Origin of the sequence: Draconibacterium mangrovi (genome assembly GCF_010586825.1) — a bacterium.
GTDB classification, from domain to species: Bacteria; Bacteroidota; Bacteroidia; order Bacteroidales; family Prolixibacteraceae; genus Draconibacterium; species Draconibacterium mangrovi.
The window spans coordinates 1,249,469-1,264,734 of sequence record NZ_JAAAGB010000001.1; the positions used below are offsets into that span (position 1 = coordinate 1,249,469).

Sequence of the window (15,266 nt, forward strand, 5' to 3'; positions counted from 1 at the left end):
TGCGTCTCTGCGGTTAACTTTATTATAGTTTATAAACCTTATCCGAAGCCTCCTTCATCATATTTCGCAGATCGACGACCAATTTTGAATTCTTCTCAATAAAATCGGCATCGAATGATTTATGATTGGTTGTAATAACCACACAGTCGGCAGCTGCCAAAACAGATTCAGCCATTTCAAGCGATTTAAACCGACTTCCACTTCCTAAAGTAACCGCAGAAATATAAGGATCGTGGTAACTCACCTCTCCTCCTTTGTTTTCTGCTTCCTCCATAATTTTTAATGCCGGCGATTCGCGCTCGTCATTGATATCCGGTTTGTAAGCCACACCCAAAAACAGAATTTTGCTGCCGTTAATGGCTTTTTTCTGCCGGTTGAGTGCTGATGTTATTTTAACTGTCATTCGGTGTGCCATAAGCAAATCGATGTGCCCTGCTGTATGTATCATCGACAAATCGAAATTAAATTTCCGGGCAATGTGCTCCAGATAAAACGGATCGAGTGGAATGCAATGCCCACCTACTCCCGGCCCCGGATAAAAGGGCTGAAACCCGAATGGTTTTGTCGCTGCAGCATCAATCACCTCCCAAATGTTAATATCCATTTTCCCGGCCAATAGCGCTAATTCGTTGATCAAACTTATATTAACCAAGCGGTAGGTGTTCTCCAAAATTTTTACCATTTCGGCAATACGTGGTGAACTCACCGTATGAATCTCCTCAACTGCAATCGAATAAATGGCTTTCCCGATCTCCAACCCATCGTTGCTTATGGCACCCAAAACTTTTGGTGTATTCTGCGTTGAATATTCCTTGTTTCCCGGATCAACCCGCTCTGGCGAATAAGCCAACCAAAAATCTTCTCCTTCCTTTAACTTCGATTCTTTTTCGAGAATAGGTAAAACAAATTCCTCGGTAGTAGTGGGGTAAGTTGTGCTTTCCAAACTAATAAATGTTCCGGGCTGTAAATTCGCCCCAATTTGCCCGCATACAAGCTCAATAAAGGACATATCAGGCTTTTTAAACTTATCGAGCGGCGTAGGAACACAAATAAAAAGAGCATCGCATTTGCTCAAAAGCGAAAAATCAGATGTAGCACTTAGTTGGTGTTGTTGCACCAAAGTAGCAAGTTTCTCATCGTTTACATCGGCAATGTAATTATTACCGGAGTTTATTTTTTTTACCCTCTCAGAAGAGGTATCGAAACCTAAAACCTGTACCTGCTTTGCAGCAAAACAAACCGCCAACGGCAGGCCAACATAGCCAAGACCGATTACTCCAACTGTAAGCGTTTTGTTGCTTATCTTCTGAATTATCGCTTCTTTATTACTCATTTTCGATAAGTTTCAATTCTCCGTCTTCAAGACAATACTTTTCTCCGCTCATTGGACAGCTCAGATCATCTCCCAAAATTTCTCCGCTGCGGCTTACCCACCCCGTTTGTCTGGCAGGCACTCCTGTAACCAAAGCGAAAGGCGGGATATCTTTTGTTACAACAGCACCGGCGCCAACCATACAATATTTGCCCAAAGTAACTCCACAAATTATGGTGGCATTAGCTCCGATTGTTGCCCCGCGTTTTACCAGTGTTGTTTTGAATTCATCTTTCCGCTCAACACTACTTCGAGGATTGATAACATTGGTAAACACCATTGAAGGGCCGAGAAAAACATCGTCTTCGCAAATTACTCCTTCATATACCGAAACATTGTTTTGCACTTTTACATTATTGCCCAGCTTTACCTTGTTACCAACAAAAACATTCTGCCCAAGAATACAGTTCTTACCCATCTGTGCGGAATCCATAACATGCGAGAAGTGCCATATTTTTGTTCCGGAACCAATTTGTGCTCCTTCGTCAATAATGGCTGTTTTGTGTGCGTAATATTCTTTATTCATAGTACTTTTTCTTAACTACTTTGCGAGAAACTTTTTATGGCATTAACAATGTACTCCATCTGTTCGATATCCAGCTCAGTATGCATGGGCAGCGACAAAACCGTTTGAGTAATACGTTCAGCGATTGGAAAATCTCCGGCTTTATACCCCAAACTTTTATAGGCTTCCTGCAAGTGCAATGCTTTTGGGTAATATCCCATCGAAGGAATCCCATGGCTTTCCAGATAGGTTTTTAACTCGTCGCGCCGCTCGGATTGAATGGTATATTGATGAAAAGTATGCGTGCTATAGTCAGTTCGCGCAGGAATTTTCAGCCCGTTCAAATTATTCAAATGCTCATCATAAAACCGGGCAGCCGTTTGTCTGGCATCTATATGCTTATCGATGTACCTTAGTTTCACCTCAAGAATTGCTGCCTGTATACTATCGAGCCTTGAATTTATTCCAATACGCTCGTATTCATATTTAGCCTTCATTCCGTGATTAGCAATAGAACGAATTGTGTCGGCCAATTTTATATCGCTCGAAAAAACAGCACCACCATCGCCAAATGCGCCCAGATTTTTTGACGGGAAGAATGAATTACAGCCGATATGCCCGATTGTTCCGGCTTTCTTTTTCGCACCGTCAGAGAACAGATAATCCGTCCCAAATGCCTGGCAAGCATCTTCAACTACATACAAATCATGTTTTTTTGCAATATCCAGAATTGCTTCCAAATTGGCACATTGCCCAAAAAGATGCACCGGCAAAATCGCTTTTGTTTTTGGCGCAATGGCCTTCTCAATTTGCGCTGCCTCCAGATTAAAAGTATCCGGACACACATCTACAAAAACGGGTTTAAGCCCCATCAACACCAGAACTTCAACGGTTGAAACAAACGAAAAAGGAGTAGTAATTACCTCATCCCCCGGTTTTAGATCCAGGGCCATAAAGGCCAGCCGAAGTGCATCAGTGCCATTTCCACACGTTATTACCTGGGTATTCAGGTAGTCGGCCAACTTCGCTTCAAAATCAAGCACCTTCCCACTTTTAATAAACCGGGTAGATTTAATTACCTCCTGAATGGCATTGTCAATCTCCGCCTTCATGGTGAGGTATTGCCCGTAAATGTCAGTCATGTGGATGGTTTGCATTCCGCTTAGCTTGTTTTTAATAAACTATAAAAGTATAATTTTAGTGCCAGAATAAGTCATTAGATTTTTATTTCGCATATTCCCGGTCAGTTAGCGATAAAATATGAGAACAGATTCCAGTCGAATACCAAATTCTTTCTTCCTACGCGATGTAACCCAGGTGGCACCCGAGTTACTCGGAAAATTACTGGTACGACGATTTGCAGATGGCACCATACAAAAGTTCGTGATCACTGAAACCGAAGCCTATAGCGGAGGCGAAGACAAAGCCTGCCACGCCAACAAAGGCTTAACGCCCCGAACCAAAGTAATGTTTGAAGAAGGTGGATTGGTATATGTTTACCTGATTTACGGAATGTATTGGATGTTGAATTTTGTCACCGGCGAGCCGGATGATTCTTCTGCCGTTTTAATTCGTGGTGTGGAAGGCATTTCAGGACCGGGCAGAGTGGGCCGCACACTACAGCTCGACAAAAGTTTTTATGGTGAAAATCTTGGCACATCAGAAAGAATATGGGTTGAAGACACGGGAGAAAACCCCAAATTCATAACCGCTCCACGTGTTGGAATCGACTATGCAGGCGAACCCTGGATTAGCAAGCCCTGGCGGTTTATTTTAAAAGAATCCTCAATGTAGAATTCTCAATATTGAATTCCCATGAAAAACAAGCTGAATATTCTAAATTGAGAATTGGTTATTGGATATTAAGTTCAACTAAATAAAAATTTCCAAAGTAGAATAATCAATTTTCAAGTTACGAGTATCGAGAATCAAATATCTGGCATCCAGCATCAAAATATCCAATATTGAATCCCCAATATTCCATTTTCACCAGAAACTGAAAACTGCGACTGATTACTGATAATTTCTTACTTCCCTCCCATCACAAAACGATCATACAACCACAAGAAAATAACTGCCGAAACCGCTATACCCGAGAAAGCCATCCAAATATTTGAAGGATTATAACTCTGCCACAAATAATTGGTCAGTTCCACTTGTGTCATGTTCATTTTTTCCGCAGCCTGGGCAAAAAAGTCGTTTTTAGTAAATTCGGTTGAATATTCGCCCGGAAACTGAATTCCACGATCAACAACTTCTTTTTGTAGCAGGAAATATTTATCGGCAATACCTTCATAAAAGTCACCGGAAAGCCAACCGGCCAGTTTATGGGCTGCCGCTATTGGCAAAAACGACGTTCCCATATACAAAGCTTTTTGATCGGCCGGGGCAATTTTACCCACATATTCGGTAAACTTTGGAGAGCTTCCCATTTCGCCAAGAGCAAAAATTAAAACACCCAACAAAATTAACCAGCCACTTTGTGTTGAAAACATTAACCCAATACCACCGGCAAGAACAAGAATTCCCCCCATCATGGCAGCCAGCGGCCGGAAGCGCATAACAAATGCTGAAACCATTAGCTGAAAGACAATAATAAAAAAGGAATCCATACTGGTCATCGACACGGCACTGATTGTTCCGTTATCTCCAATTGTTTCGGCCAGCCATGGCCATACAGCATGTAATCCGTTATAAACCGAAGTGGTATCAATCCACTGGTCTACAAATATTGGAAACGAATAATACAACTGGTTAAAAGCGGTCCAGAATAAGATCATGATCACCAGGAACAACACATACTTCCAGTTCTGAAGTGTGATCCAAATATTTTTAAACGCCTGTGCAATATTTTGTATTAACGATGTACCATCTTTTTCAACTCCGGGCTCGCGAAACAAGAAAAGTGTTAGCAATATATTTACTCCAATGGCAGCTACCGACATGTAAAATACCCATGCCCAACTTAACTTTAGCAAAGCTCCGGCGATGAAAGGACCTATAAATCCACCAATATTGATCATCATATAAAAAATACCAAAACCAATTGAAGCAGTTTTTTCATTGGTAGTTTTTGCGATCATAGCCGAAATAATTGGTTTAAAGAATGCACCACCAATGCAGGTCCACATAAAAGCAAAATAAACCGGCCAATAAGAGTTAAAGCTACTGATCATTAAAAACCCGGTGATATAAATGCTAAAGGCCAATAATAAAATTCGTTTATATCCTACTTTGTCGGCAATGGCTCCGGTAATCACTGGTAAAAAGTACAATAATGCTGAACTGGTTCCCATAATAGCTCCCTTTTCGGCATTCGAAAAGCCAAGTGCCCCGGTATCAGTCGAACCAACCAAAAACAGCGGAAAGGCCAGGTAAAAACCATACCATGCCCAACGCTCAAATAATTCGATGGTGTTTGAAGTCCAGAAACTTTTACTGTATCCTTTTAATACTGAAAGAACTGCCATTTTTCGATAAATTTAGATGAAGCGCGTAAGGTAACATTTTTCGAAATATGTTCATCACCTCAATCCCGTAGAGCTGACATAACACATAAAAAAAGTGAGGAAAGTTTTCAGTTGCAGTTTTCAGTTCTACAATTCGACAATAGGATAATTTTGCTATATCGTGAATGAGTTATTGAGTGAATGAGGAGCAATTGAATGATGAATTTCGAATGATGAATAACGATTTTAGATTTCAGAACCAGGAGGAAAGTAAACAGTTTTCAGTCGAAGTTTTCAGTTCTACAATTCGACAATAGGATAATTTAGCCATACTTTTCAGAAACTTATTTGGCGATCCATCTACTGTGTCCTATGAATCTACTGTGGTTCAATTCTCCGTGTCTTTGAGTCTTCGTGTTTAATCCAGTCGCAGTTGCCAATTTAGCAATTTAACAATAGAACAATTTAACAGTAGCATAGTCATTGAGGAGGTTTTCAAAACCATCACGCATCACATTCCTACATCAAAAAATACCGATAGAAAAGTGATTATCATTATAATAAGAAACAACACAATAAAGAAAACGACTACTCCCAGTTTGAAACTAAACCTTTTTTTCTCCTGTTTTGTAGTATCTTGAAGTCGCTCAATGGATTCAACCAGTTTTTTCGGCGCCTTATCGTTTTTAATGATGTAGTCGGCCGCACCCAACTTCATAATTTTCACGGCAGTATCCACTTTACTTTGCGCACTCAGAAAGATAAAATCAATATGGCTGTATTCGCGCTCCACCTGAAGCATAAATTCCAAACCGCTTGTTCCTTCCGATGAATAATCTAAAACTATAATATCAGGTTTTAAATGGATGTGCTTAAGACATTCTTCTCCGTTTTTAAAAACTTTCAGATTCGAAAAATTTTTCGATTGCAAATATCCAACAATAAGATCTTTGTACACGGTACTGTCTTCGATCAGAAAAATTAAAGGATTTTTTGTCTCTTGCATAATTTTAGAAATAGTGTTAGTGTTGCACTAAAAATAACATTAATTTATTTAGAAAACAACTGGACCGAACTGCTCAAAAAAAACCTAATCATTCGCATCTGACAGCAGAAAAAGGTACTTTTGAAAATTTAATACACAAATTATGTTACTGGCAATCGACATAGGAAACACAAACATTGTTTTTGGAATATACAAAGATGAAGAATGGGTAAACCACTGGCGCATTCAAACCGATCAACTGAAAACGGCCGACGAATATGAGGTTATTTTCCGATCGCTGTTAACCGCAGGAAAGATCTGCCGCACCGAAATATCACGGATTATTCTAAGCAGTGTGGTGCCTTCCCTTGTTCATCCTTTTCGCGAAATGTTATCGGGATTATTCGACAATGCGGTTATTAACCACCTTAATCCCGAGATTTACGATCGTTTACCCATAAAAGTTCTCAATCCTTACGAAATTGGATCCGATCTGGTTGCCAATGCCGCGGCTGCCTATCAAAAATATGGCAACAACACCATGGTAATCGATTTTGGTACTGCTTTAACTTTCACCACTATTGGTAAAAATTCAGCAATTTTAGGCGTGGCCATTGCGCCCGGTTTACGAACCGCCGTTGGCGCTCTTGCCGGGAAAACTGCACAATTGCCACAAATTCATATTGCGCCTCCGCCTTCGGTTTTGGGCGAAAACACCATTCATGCTATTCAGTCGGGGATAATTTTCGGTTACACCGGATTGGTAGATTCGATGATAGAACGTACCGAAAAAGAAGTAGGCGAATCGCTTAATGTTGTAGCTACCGGAGGACTTAGTGCGGTAATCGCTCCGTTAACCAAAAATATTAAATTCTGCGAGCCCATGCTAACGCTCGAAGGGCTGGCTCAAATCAATTCATTTATATAACATCTGAGATCTCCTACTTTTTTACAAGTAATTTTATTTCTTTTGCAGTGAACAAACTGTAGCAGAACAGTTGTTATTGTTTCAGTAATTTTTGGAAAAATGGAAGACGCGAAGGGGAAGCTGCTTGAATCAATAAACAATCCCGACGATCTAAAAAATATACCGGTTGACCAACTCGAAGACGTTTGTCAGGAGTTGCGCGATTATATTATCGATGTAGTTTCAACCAATCCGGGGCACTTCGGAGCCAGCCTGGGCGTAGTAGAACTCACTGTTGCTCTGCATTATGTATACAATACGCCTTACGATCAATTGGTGTGGGATGTTGGTCATCAGGCTTACGGGCACAAAATACTTACCGGCCGAAGAAATCAATTCGATACCAACCGGAAATACAAAGGACTTAGCGGATTCCCAAAACGTAGCGAAAGCGAATACGATGCTTTTGGCGTTGGACATTCGTCAACTTCAATCTCTGCCGCGCTGGGAATGGCCATTGCCTCAAGAATTAAAGGTGAAAAAGAGCGCAAAGTAGTTGCTGTTATTGGCGATGGTGCCATGACCGGCGGAATGGCTTTTGAAGCGCTGAACAACGCAGGTGGCGAAAATGCCGATATCCTGGTTATTCTGAACGACAACAATATGGCCATCGACCCAAGTGTTGGTGGACTGAATAAATACCTGCTTAACATTTCAAAGTCCGACACCTACAACCGGATGAAACACGATGTTTGGGAAGGTCTCGGAAAACTCGATGGTTTTGGAAAGAAAGCACGTCGGTTTATCCAGAAAAACCAGCATGCCCTGAAAAACATGATCCTGAAAGAGAACAATCTTTTCGAAGCATTCAACTTCAGGTATTTTGGCCCGATTGACGGACACGATGTGCGGTATTTAACCAACGCACTGAACGACCTGAAAGAAATTCCGGGACCAAAACTCTTGCATGTAATCACCCAAAAAGGTAAAGGTTTTAAACAAGCTGAGATTCATCAAACCAAATGGCACGCGCCGGGTATTTTCGATAAGGAAACCGGCGAAATTTACAAGTGCGATTGTAATGTTGACCAAGCACCAAAATTCCAAAATGTATTTGGAGATACTTTGGTTGAACTGGCCGAGAAAAACGATAAAATTGTGGGAATAACACCTGCCATGCCCACTGGTTGCTCTATGAATAAAATGATAGAACAAATGCCGGATCGTGCATTTGATGTGGGAATTGCCGAACAACACGCCGTAACTTTTTCGGCCGGACTTGCCGCTCAAGGCATGGTTCCGTTTTGCAATATCTACTCTACATTTATGCAGCGTGCCTACGACCAGGTGATACACGATGTGGCCATCCAGAAATTACCCGTAATTTTCTGTCTCGACCGTGGCGGACTGGTAGGAGAAGACGGACCTACCCATCATGGTGTTTTTGATATTGCCTATATGCGTTCGGTCCCGAATATGATTGTATCGGCACCAATGGACGAAATAGAACTGCGCAACCTGATGTACACTGCGCAGTTGGAAGAGATTAACCAGCCATTTTCAATACGTTACCCACGTGGTTGCGGTATAATTGCCGACTGGCAAAAGGAATTTGAAAAAATTGAAATTGGGAAAGGCCGAAAGTTAAACGATGGTAGCGACATTGCCGTGTTGTCGATTGGAAAGTCCGGAATTTTTGCTCAACGTGCAGTAAAAATCCTGGCCAACAGCGATATTTCAGTAGCACACTACGATATGCGTTTTGTAAAACCACTCGACACTGAAATGCTTACCGAAATCATGCAGAATTTCGATCAGGTTGTAACCATCGAAGACGGCAGTATTCAAGGTGGCTTTGGTAGTGCAATTCTCGAATTTATGGCCGAAAACGGCTTCACCAACAAAATTAAGATACTCGGAATTCCGGATAAGTTTATCGAACATGGAACACCCGAGGAACTCTACCACGAATGTGGCATCGATACACAAGGTATTGTTAAAACCGTAAGGGAATTAGTTGGCAAAACAAAAACTATATAACGTAACAACACTCGCTCATTCCAATATTCAACTATTCTCTTATTCTGCCATTCCACTTATCGGTATAATATTTTTATCTTTAAGTCGTTCTGAAGAATGTACTTAAAAACCATTTGCATTGGACATTTATCTTAAACGACGACGGGGGAAAATTTTACTGCTCATCTTTGCTGTTCTTATCGGAGTAGCATCAATGCTGTACACCAACTGGCTAACCAAAAAAATGGCCAATGAAGAACGTAACAAGGTTGAAATCTGGGCCGATGCGATAAAGGGAATCAATAATGCTACCATCGAAATCACCACTCCTGAAATGGCTCAGCTTCAGACACGCTATCTTCAGTTTTTGGGTATGGTTAGCGAGAAAAACACAACTATTCCCATCCTGATATTAAACCCTGACGGAACTTTTAATACCGACCGAAATATTGCCTACCGCATAGACCGAAAAGAAGAAGTACTGCAACGCGAACTAAAAAAAATGCAGGATTATGCGGCACCAATCCCAATCGATCTAGGCGACGACTATAAACTGATGTTGTACTACCGCGAATCAACAATTCTGCGAAATCTACAGTTGTATCCGGTTATACAGCTCGCGGTAATAATGATATTTATTCTGGTTGCCTATTTTGCATTTGTGGCTACCAACCGTGCCGAACAAAACCAGGTATGGGTGGGCATGTCGAAAGAAACAGCGCACCAACTGGGCACTCCTATTTCGTCGCTAATGGCATGGATTGAACTGCTAAAATTGAAAGATGTTGATCCAAATCTGATTAAAGAACTGGAGCAGGATACTTCGCGACTGGAACGCATTACCGAACGTTTTTCCAAGATCGGATCAAAACCGGAATTGCTGCGCGTTAACCTCATCGAAGTACTAAATTCGACGGTTTCATACCTGAAACGACGTTCGTCGGATAAGGTAAAATTCGAATTGAATTACGACACCAACGCCTACATTGAAACACCGCTAAATGCAGCTCTGTTCTCGTGGGTTATTGAAAATTTATGCAAAAATGCCATCGATGCAATGAGCAATCACGGTACCATCACAATTCAGGTAAAAGAAAAAGAAAAGCAGGTAAATATTGACCTTACCGACACTGGTTGCGGTATTTCTAAAAATCATCAGAAATCAATTTTCCATCCCGGGTTCTCAACCAAAAAACGTGGATGGGGATTAGGCCTATCGTTGGCCAAACGCATTATTGAAATATACCACAGCGGCAAAATTTTCATCAAATCGTCGGAAATGGGAAAAGGAACAACTTTTGGAATTATTCTGTACAAATAAAGCAAAATCAAAATGAGCATCCCCACAGTGTTTGATCACCGAACTTAGCACTCATGCAAATGGCTCAGGTTTAACTAATTTGATTTGGAAAGATTTTTGAAATAATTCAACGATTTCTTTAACTGTTAATAAAAAATTTATACTTTTGCATCCACTTTTTTGGAATCGTGAGCTTGAAAAGCAAATATAATATTGAGTTTAAAGGTCTTAAAGAAGGCCTGCACGATTACCAATTTGAGGTAAACGACAAGTTCTTTGAGCATTTTGAGGAGAGTCTGGTTGACAACGGGGAAGTTAGCGTAAAAGTTAAACTTGAAAAACGAAGTGCATTTCTGAGATTAAGCTTTGCACTCGAAGGATGGTTAGAGCTTGTATGCGACCGCTGTCTCGACAGCTACCAGCAGGACGTGTCTTTAGAAACCGAATTATTTGTAAAATTTGGAGAAGAAGATGAGTTTGAAGAAGGCGACAATGTTATTTGGGTTTTACCCGAAGAACACGCCATCAGCCTGGCTCAAATTATATACGAATACGTTACACTGAGTATTCCGTTGCGGCATGTTCATCCGGATGAAGGCGGAGAAAACAGCTGTAACCAGGAAATGATTGACAGATTAAACAATATTACACAGTTCGAAGCGGACGACGATGAAGAAGAAGAAATTGATCCGCGCTGGGCTGCATTAAAAAATTTAAAAAATAATAATTAAAAATACATAACAATGGCACATCCAAAGCATAAAACATCGAAAGCTAGAAGGGATAAAAGACGTACCCATTACAAAGCAGTTGCCCCTACTCTGGCGACTTGCTCAAACTGTGGAACAACTGTAAAATACCACACAGTATGTCCTGAATGTGGTTACTACAGAGGAAAACAAGTAATTGAAAAAGAAATTGCATTATAGTTAAATAAGCATCCGGAGTCTCCGGATTTAACTAACAAAAATCCATCTTTGGCAAGTTCCGAAGATGGATTTTTTGTGAACACCCACTCGCATTTCATATTTTCTGATTTTTCGAACGATGTTATAAATTGTTCTGCCATAAAGAACATTTTTTCACCTTCCCACACCATATCTGTTGGCATTTCTTTGCTGTCTCCTGTAAATCACTCTACATTTAACCCCGGTAAAAAAAGACCAGAACTTTTATTTTCAGTAAACAAAAATTAGTATTTGAACAATGGCTAACATCAGGGCAGCAATTACAGGAGTTGGAGCCTATCTTCCGGAATACCGGTTAACAAACGAGGAAATCAGCAAGATGGTTGACACTACAGACGAGTGGATCATGCAACGAATCGGGATCAAAGAGCGAAGGATTTTAAAGGAAGAAGGAAAAGCAACCAGTGACATGGGAGCAAAGGCAGTGGAGAATTTGCTGGAAAAAACCGGCACATCGCCCGAAGAAGTTGATATGTTGATTTGTGCAACAATTACACCCGACATGAATCTTCCGGCAACAGCCAATATTATTGCTCACAAAACAAATATTCACAACGCCTGGAGTTTCGATTTAAATGCAGCATGCTCAGGATTTATTTTTTCTCTGTCAACTGCAACACAATTTATCGAATCGGGCCGCTATAAAAAAGTAGTAATAGTTGCTGCCGAAAAAATGTCGTCAATTATTAATTACGAGGATCGCACTACCTGCCCGCTTTTTGGCGATGGTGCAGCTGCCGTATTGGTTGAACCAAGTACCGAAGATGTTGGTGTTATCGACTACATTAACCGCGTTGATGGTTTGGGACGCCACCACCTGCACATTAAAGCCGGCGGATCGTTAAAACCGGCCTCGGAGGAAACCGTAAAAAACAAAGAACACTATTTATACCAGGAAGGACAAGCTGTTTTTAAAGCTGCCGTATCGAGTATGGCCGACGTGGCAGTTGAAATTATGGAAAAACACAACATCAGTTCCGAAGATGTTGCGTGGCTTGTTCCGCACCAGGCCAACATGCGTATTATCGAAGCTACTGCCCGCCGAATGGGAATAAGCAAAAAGCAGGTAATGATCAATATACGTAAATACGGGAATACAACAGCAGCTACCATTCCGCTTTGTTTGTGGGATTACGAAAAGCAACTGAAAAAAGGCGACAACATTATTCTCGCTGCTTTTGGTGCCGGATTTACCTGGGGAAGCACTTATTTAAAATGGGCTTACGATCCGAAATAAGAGCGTACAATAGAAGTAAAATTTTGCCGTTCTGTTTTTGTGATTCTAAATCATTTTTTTGCTGAAGATTCATTTTGTTGTATATTCAGGCACCCAATTATTAAGGACAGTTAAGAAGTAATAAACCATGGCAAAACAAAACACAAGAACGTTTGGCGAAACCCCCGATCAAGCGATTAACATTCTAGGTGAAGGAACACTCATTAAAGGCGACATTTTGGCAAGTAGCGACATTCGCATTGATGGGCAACTGGTTGGTAACCTGGAAGCAAAAGGCAGAGTTGTTATTGGTCCAAAAGGCAATATCGAGGGCACGGTAAAATGCAATAACGTTGAGATCGCCGGTTTTATTAAAGGCAAAGTTACCGTTGATGAGCTTTTGAATATGAAAGCCTCGGCAAAAATTGAAGGTGATATTATTGCCGGGAAACTGGCCGTTGAACCCGGTGCAACTTTTACCGGCACATGCGCGATGGGAGGAGCCAGTGCAGTAAGTGCTCCTGCAAAAGAAGATGCAAAAGAAAAAACCTTATACAACCAAAAAAACTAATTCGTTTATTCGATACTCGAGCCTCGGTTTCGAGATGATGGCCATTATCGGAGGATTTACTCTTCTGGGCTACAAAATCGACCAATGGATGAATAACGAGTTTAAAGGTTTTACCCTTGCGCTGGTTATATTGGGTGTAATTGTATCCATTATTTATGGTATAAAAAGCCTGCTGAAACCGGATAACAAATCGAAAAAAACGAAATAGTAAATGAAAGCTTTCATTGTAAAACTTACCACGATAACTATAGCCATTGCCGTAATTGGCTGGTTGGTATTTTCACTGGCGTTCCCCGAATACTACCTGCCGGTACTTCCCTTTTTGTTGCTTTTCTTTTATTTGGCTACAATGGGCATTTATGCTTACCAGCTTAAAATGGCCAAAAAAGATATCGGGAAATTTACACGCAGCAATATGCTCATCACCTTTTTTAAACTTGTTTTGTACTCGGTGGTAGCCGTTGTTTACATTGCTATCGATAACGAAAATGCCATCCCGTTCGTTATCTGTTTAATGTTGTTATACCTGATTTTCACCTTTTTTGAAGTTACGGAGATTACCAGAATTACAAAATCGACAGCTAAAAAATAAACCTTCACTTCTTCCCCCTTCTCCTAAAAACAGGTTTTTAAACATTGTTAATTATCAAATGAAAAATGTCAATTTCCATTCACGGACCAAAAAATCTTATAAATTTGTGAACCTTAGAACAGAATTTTCGTTTTAACAACCTGACAAAATTCTTATCGAGAAGTGTTTGTTTATAATGTTTACAGACAAGTTAAAACAAAGAAAAACTGAATTAACCATGCTTAAGCTTACTAAAGCCGTCTTTATATTCTTTGCCTTTTCGTTATTAAGTTATGGCCAGCTTCAGGCTCAACACGGGCACGAGGAAGAAAAGATACTCGCAACAGAAAGTCATTCAGAAGAAATCGAAGCACATGCTTCAGATGCACACGCTGAAGAAGGATTTAACGCCGGAGAATTTGTGATCGACCACGTTTCCGATTCATACGACTGGCACATTACATCGTTTGGCGATAAACACATTAGTATTCCGCTTCCGATAATTGTTTACAGCAAACAACCGGAATTACACGACGGACAAGCATTTCATGTTTTTATGTCGTCGAAATTTCATCACGGACACAGTGCTTACAAAGGTTTCCGCATTGCGGAAAGCGAGGAATTTAAAGGCAAAGTAGTTGAGATGGATGCCGCAGGACACGAAATTGGAACACCCATCGATATTTCAATAACAAAAACAATTGCCGGTATTTTGGCATCGGTTGTTATTTTATTGTGGCTGGTTTTTGCAACAGCAAATTTGGCTAAAAAGAACAAAGGAAAAGCGCCAACAGGCGTGCAAAATGCCTTGGAACCGATTATCTTTTTTATTCGCGACGAAGTGGCAAAACCTGCCATTGGCGAACACAAATACGAAAAGTTCATGCCATTTCTATTAACCCTTTTCTTTTTTATCCTGATCAACAACTTCATGGGATTGATACCAATTCCGCCATTTGGAGCCAACGTTACAGGAAATATTGGGGTTACCATGGTACTGGCCTTATTCACTTTTGCAGTAACAACAATTAACGGTAACAAACATTACTGGAAAGAAATTTATAACCCGGATGTTCCGTGGTGGTTAAAATTCCCGATTCCCTTAATGCCTATCGTTGAACTTTCGGGTGTAATTACAAAACCATTTGTTCTGATGGTCCGACTCTTTGCCAACATGATGGCGGGTCACCTTATTGTAATGGTGTTTGTGAGCCTTATTTTTGTCTTCGGCAGCCTGTTTGGCCCGGCAGTTGGATTAGGCGCAAGTCCGATATCCATCCTGTTCTCGGTGTTCATTTTGCTGCTCGATGTTTTGGTATCATTTATTCAAGCGTATGTTTTTACTCTGTTGTCGGCACTCTATTTCGGAATGGCGACCTCAGAACATCATTAATATTTAAAAT

The 15,266-nt window shown here is 40.7% G+C and carries 16 protein-coding genes; 11 read left to right on the plus strand and 5 right to left on the minus strand.

Annotated features, from left to right (window positions below):
* Positions 1–22: 22 nt before the first annotated feature.
* From G4420_RS05105 to G4420_RS05115, 3 genes are read right to left on the minus strand one after another with little or no spacing between them, the layout of a single operon-like run.
* Entirely contained in the window at positions 23–1,333 is a 1,311-nt protein-coding gene (locus tag G4420_RS05105; protein WP_163322477.1) for a nucleotide sugar dehydrogenase, read from the minus strand.
* On the minus strand, positions 1,326–1,898 hold the full coding sequence (locus tag G4420_RS05110; RefSeq protein WP_163322478.1) for an acyltransferase: 573 nt from the start codon (positions 1,896–1,898) through the stop codon (positions 1,326–1,328). The genes G4420_RS05105 and G4420_RS05110 overlap by 8 nt, the downstream gene beginning before the upstream one ends.
* A gap of 11 nt (positions 1,899–1,909) precedes the next feature.
* Complete coding sequence (locus tag G4420_RS05115; RefSeq protein ID WP_163322479.1) at positions 1,910–3,034, minus strand: DegT/DnrJ/EryC1/StrS family aminotransferase; 1,125 nt, start codon at positions 3,032–3,034, stop codon at positions 1,910–1,912.
* Positions 3,035–3,137: 103 nt separating this feature from the next.
* On the opposite strand from G4420_RS05115, the gene G4420_RS05120 reads away from it, so the two are divergent.
* On the plus strand, positions 3,138–3,671 hold the full coding sequence (locus G4420_RS05120) for a DNA-3-methyladenine glycosylase (RefSeq protein ID WP_163322480.1): 534 nt from the start codon (positions 3,138–3,140) through the stop codon (positions 3,669–3,671).
* Between the two features lie 233 nt (positions 3,672–3,904).
* On the opposite strand, the gene G4420_RS05125 is transcribed toward G4420_RS05120, so the two are convergent.
* A complete protein-coding gene (locus tag G4420_RS05125; RefSeq protein ID WP_163322481.1) occupies positions 3,905–5,347 on the minus strand; it encodes an MFS transporter in 1,443 nt (480 codons plus the stop codon).
* Positions 5,348–5,837: 490 nt separating this feature from the next.
* Positions 5,838–6,332 (minus strand): response regulator, encoded by a 495-nt coding sequence (locus G4420_RS05130; protein ID WP_163322482.1) that lies wholly within the window; start codon positions 6,330–6,332, stop codon positions 5,838–5,840.
* A 142-nt stretch (positions 6,333–6,474) separates the two neighbouring features.
* On the opposite strand from G4420_RS05130, the gene G4420_RS05135 reads away from it, so the two are divergent.
* The 10 genes from G4420_RS05135 to atpB all read left to right on the plus strand — a co-directional run bounded on the left by G4420_RS05135 (position 6,475) and on the right by atpB (position 15,256).
* Complete coding sequence (locus G4420_RS05135; RefSeq protein WP_163322483.1) at positions 6,475–7,239, plus strand: type III pantothenate kinase; 765 nt, start codon at positions 6,475–6,477, stop codon at positions 7,237–7,239.
* Between the two features lie 99 nt (positions 7,240–7,338).
* Positions 7,339–9,258 carry a 1-deoxy-D-xylulose-5-phosphate synthase gene (gene dxs, locus G4420_RS05140; protein WP_163322484.1) on the plus strand — a complete coding sequence of 640 codons (1,920 nt, stop codon included), beginning with the start codon at positions 7,339–7,341 and terminating at the stop codon, positions 9,256–9,258.
* 118 nt (positions 9,259–9,376) lie between these two features.
* On the plus strand, positions 9,377–10,558 hold the full coding sequence (locus tag G4420_RS05145) for a sensor histidine kinase (RefSeq protein ID WP_204273597.1): 1,182 nt from the start codon (positions 9,377–9,379) through the stop codon (positions 10,556–10,558).
* Between the two features lie 173 nt (positions 10,559–10,731).
* Positions 10,732–11,268: a YceD family protein gene (locus tag G4420_RS05150; protein ID WP_163322485.1), complete on the plus strand. Its 537-nt coding sequence runs from the start codon at positions 10,732–10,734 to the stop codon at positions 11,266–11,268.
* A 12-nt stretch (positions 11,269–11,280) separates the two neighbouring features.
* The gene (rpmF, locus tag G4420_RS05155; RefSeq protein WP_074780135.1) at positions 11,281–11,466 is read left to right on the plus strand and encodes a 50S ribosomal protein L32; all 186 of its coding nucleotides are present in this window, start codon (positions 11,281–11,283) and stop codon (positions 11,464–11,466) included.
* A 277-nt stretch (positions 11,467–11,743) separates the two neighbouring features.
* Complete coding sequence (locus G4420_RS05160; RefSeq protein ID WP_163322486.1) at positions 11,744–12,742, plus strand: beta-ketoacyl-ACP synthase III; 999 nt, start codon at positions 11,744–11,746, stop codon at positions 12,740–12,742.
* Between the two features lie 127 nt (positions 12,743–12,869).
* Positions 12,870–13,292 (plus strand): bactofilin family protein, encoded by a 423-nt coding sequence (locus tag G4420_RS05165; RefSeq protein WP_163322487.1) that lies wholly within the window; start codon positions 12,870–12,872, stop codon positions 13,290–13,292.
* Positions 13,255–13,500 (plus strand): AtpZ/AtpI family protein, encoded by a 246-nt coding sequence (locus G4420_RS05170; RefSeq protein ID WP_163322488.1) that lies wholly within the window; start codon positions 13,255–13,257, stop codon positions 13,498–13,500. The genes G4420_RS05165 and G4420_RS05170 overlap by 38 nt, the downstream gene beginning before the upstream one ends.
* A 3-nt stretch (positions 13,501–13,503) precedes the next feature.
* Positions 13,504–13,884, plus strand: coding sequence for a hypothetical protein (locus tag G4420_RS05175; RefSeq protein WP_163322489.1), 381 nt, complete (start codon positions 13,504–13,506; stop codon positions 13,882–13,884).
* 217 nt (positions 13,885–14,101) lie between these two features.
* Entirely contained in the window at positions 14,102–15,256 is a 1,155-nt protein-coding gene (gene atpB / locus G4420_RS05180) for a F0F1 ATP synthase subunit A (RefSeq protein ID WP_163322490.1), read from the plus strand.
* The last annotated feature ends 10 nt before the right edge of the window (positions 15,257–15,266 follow it).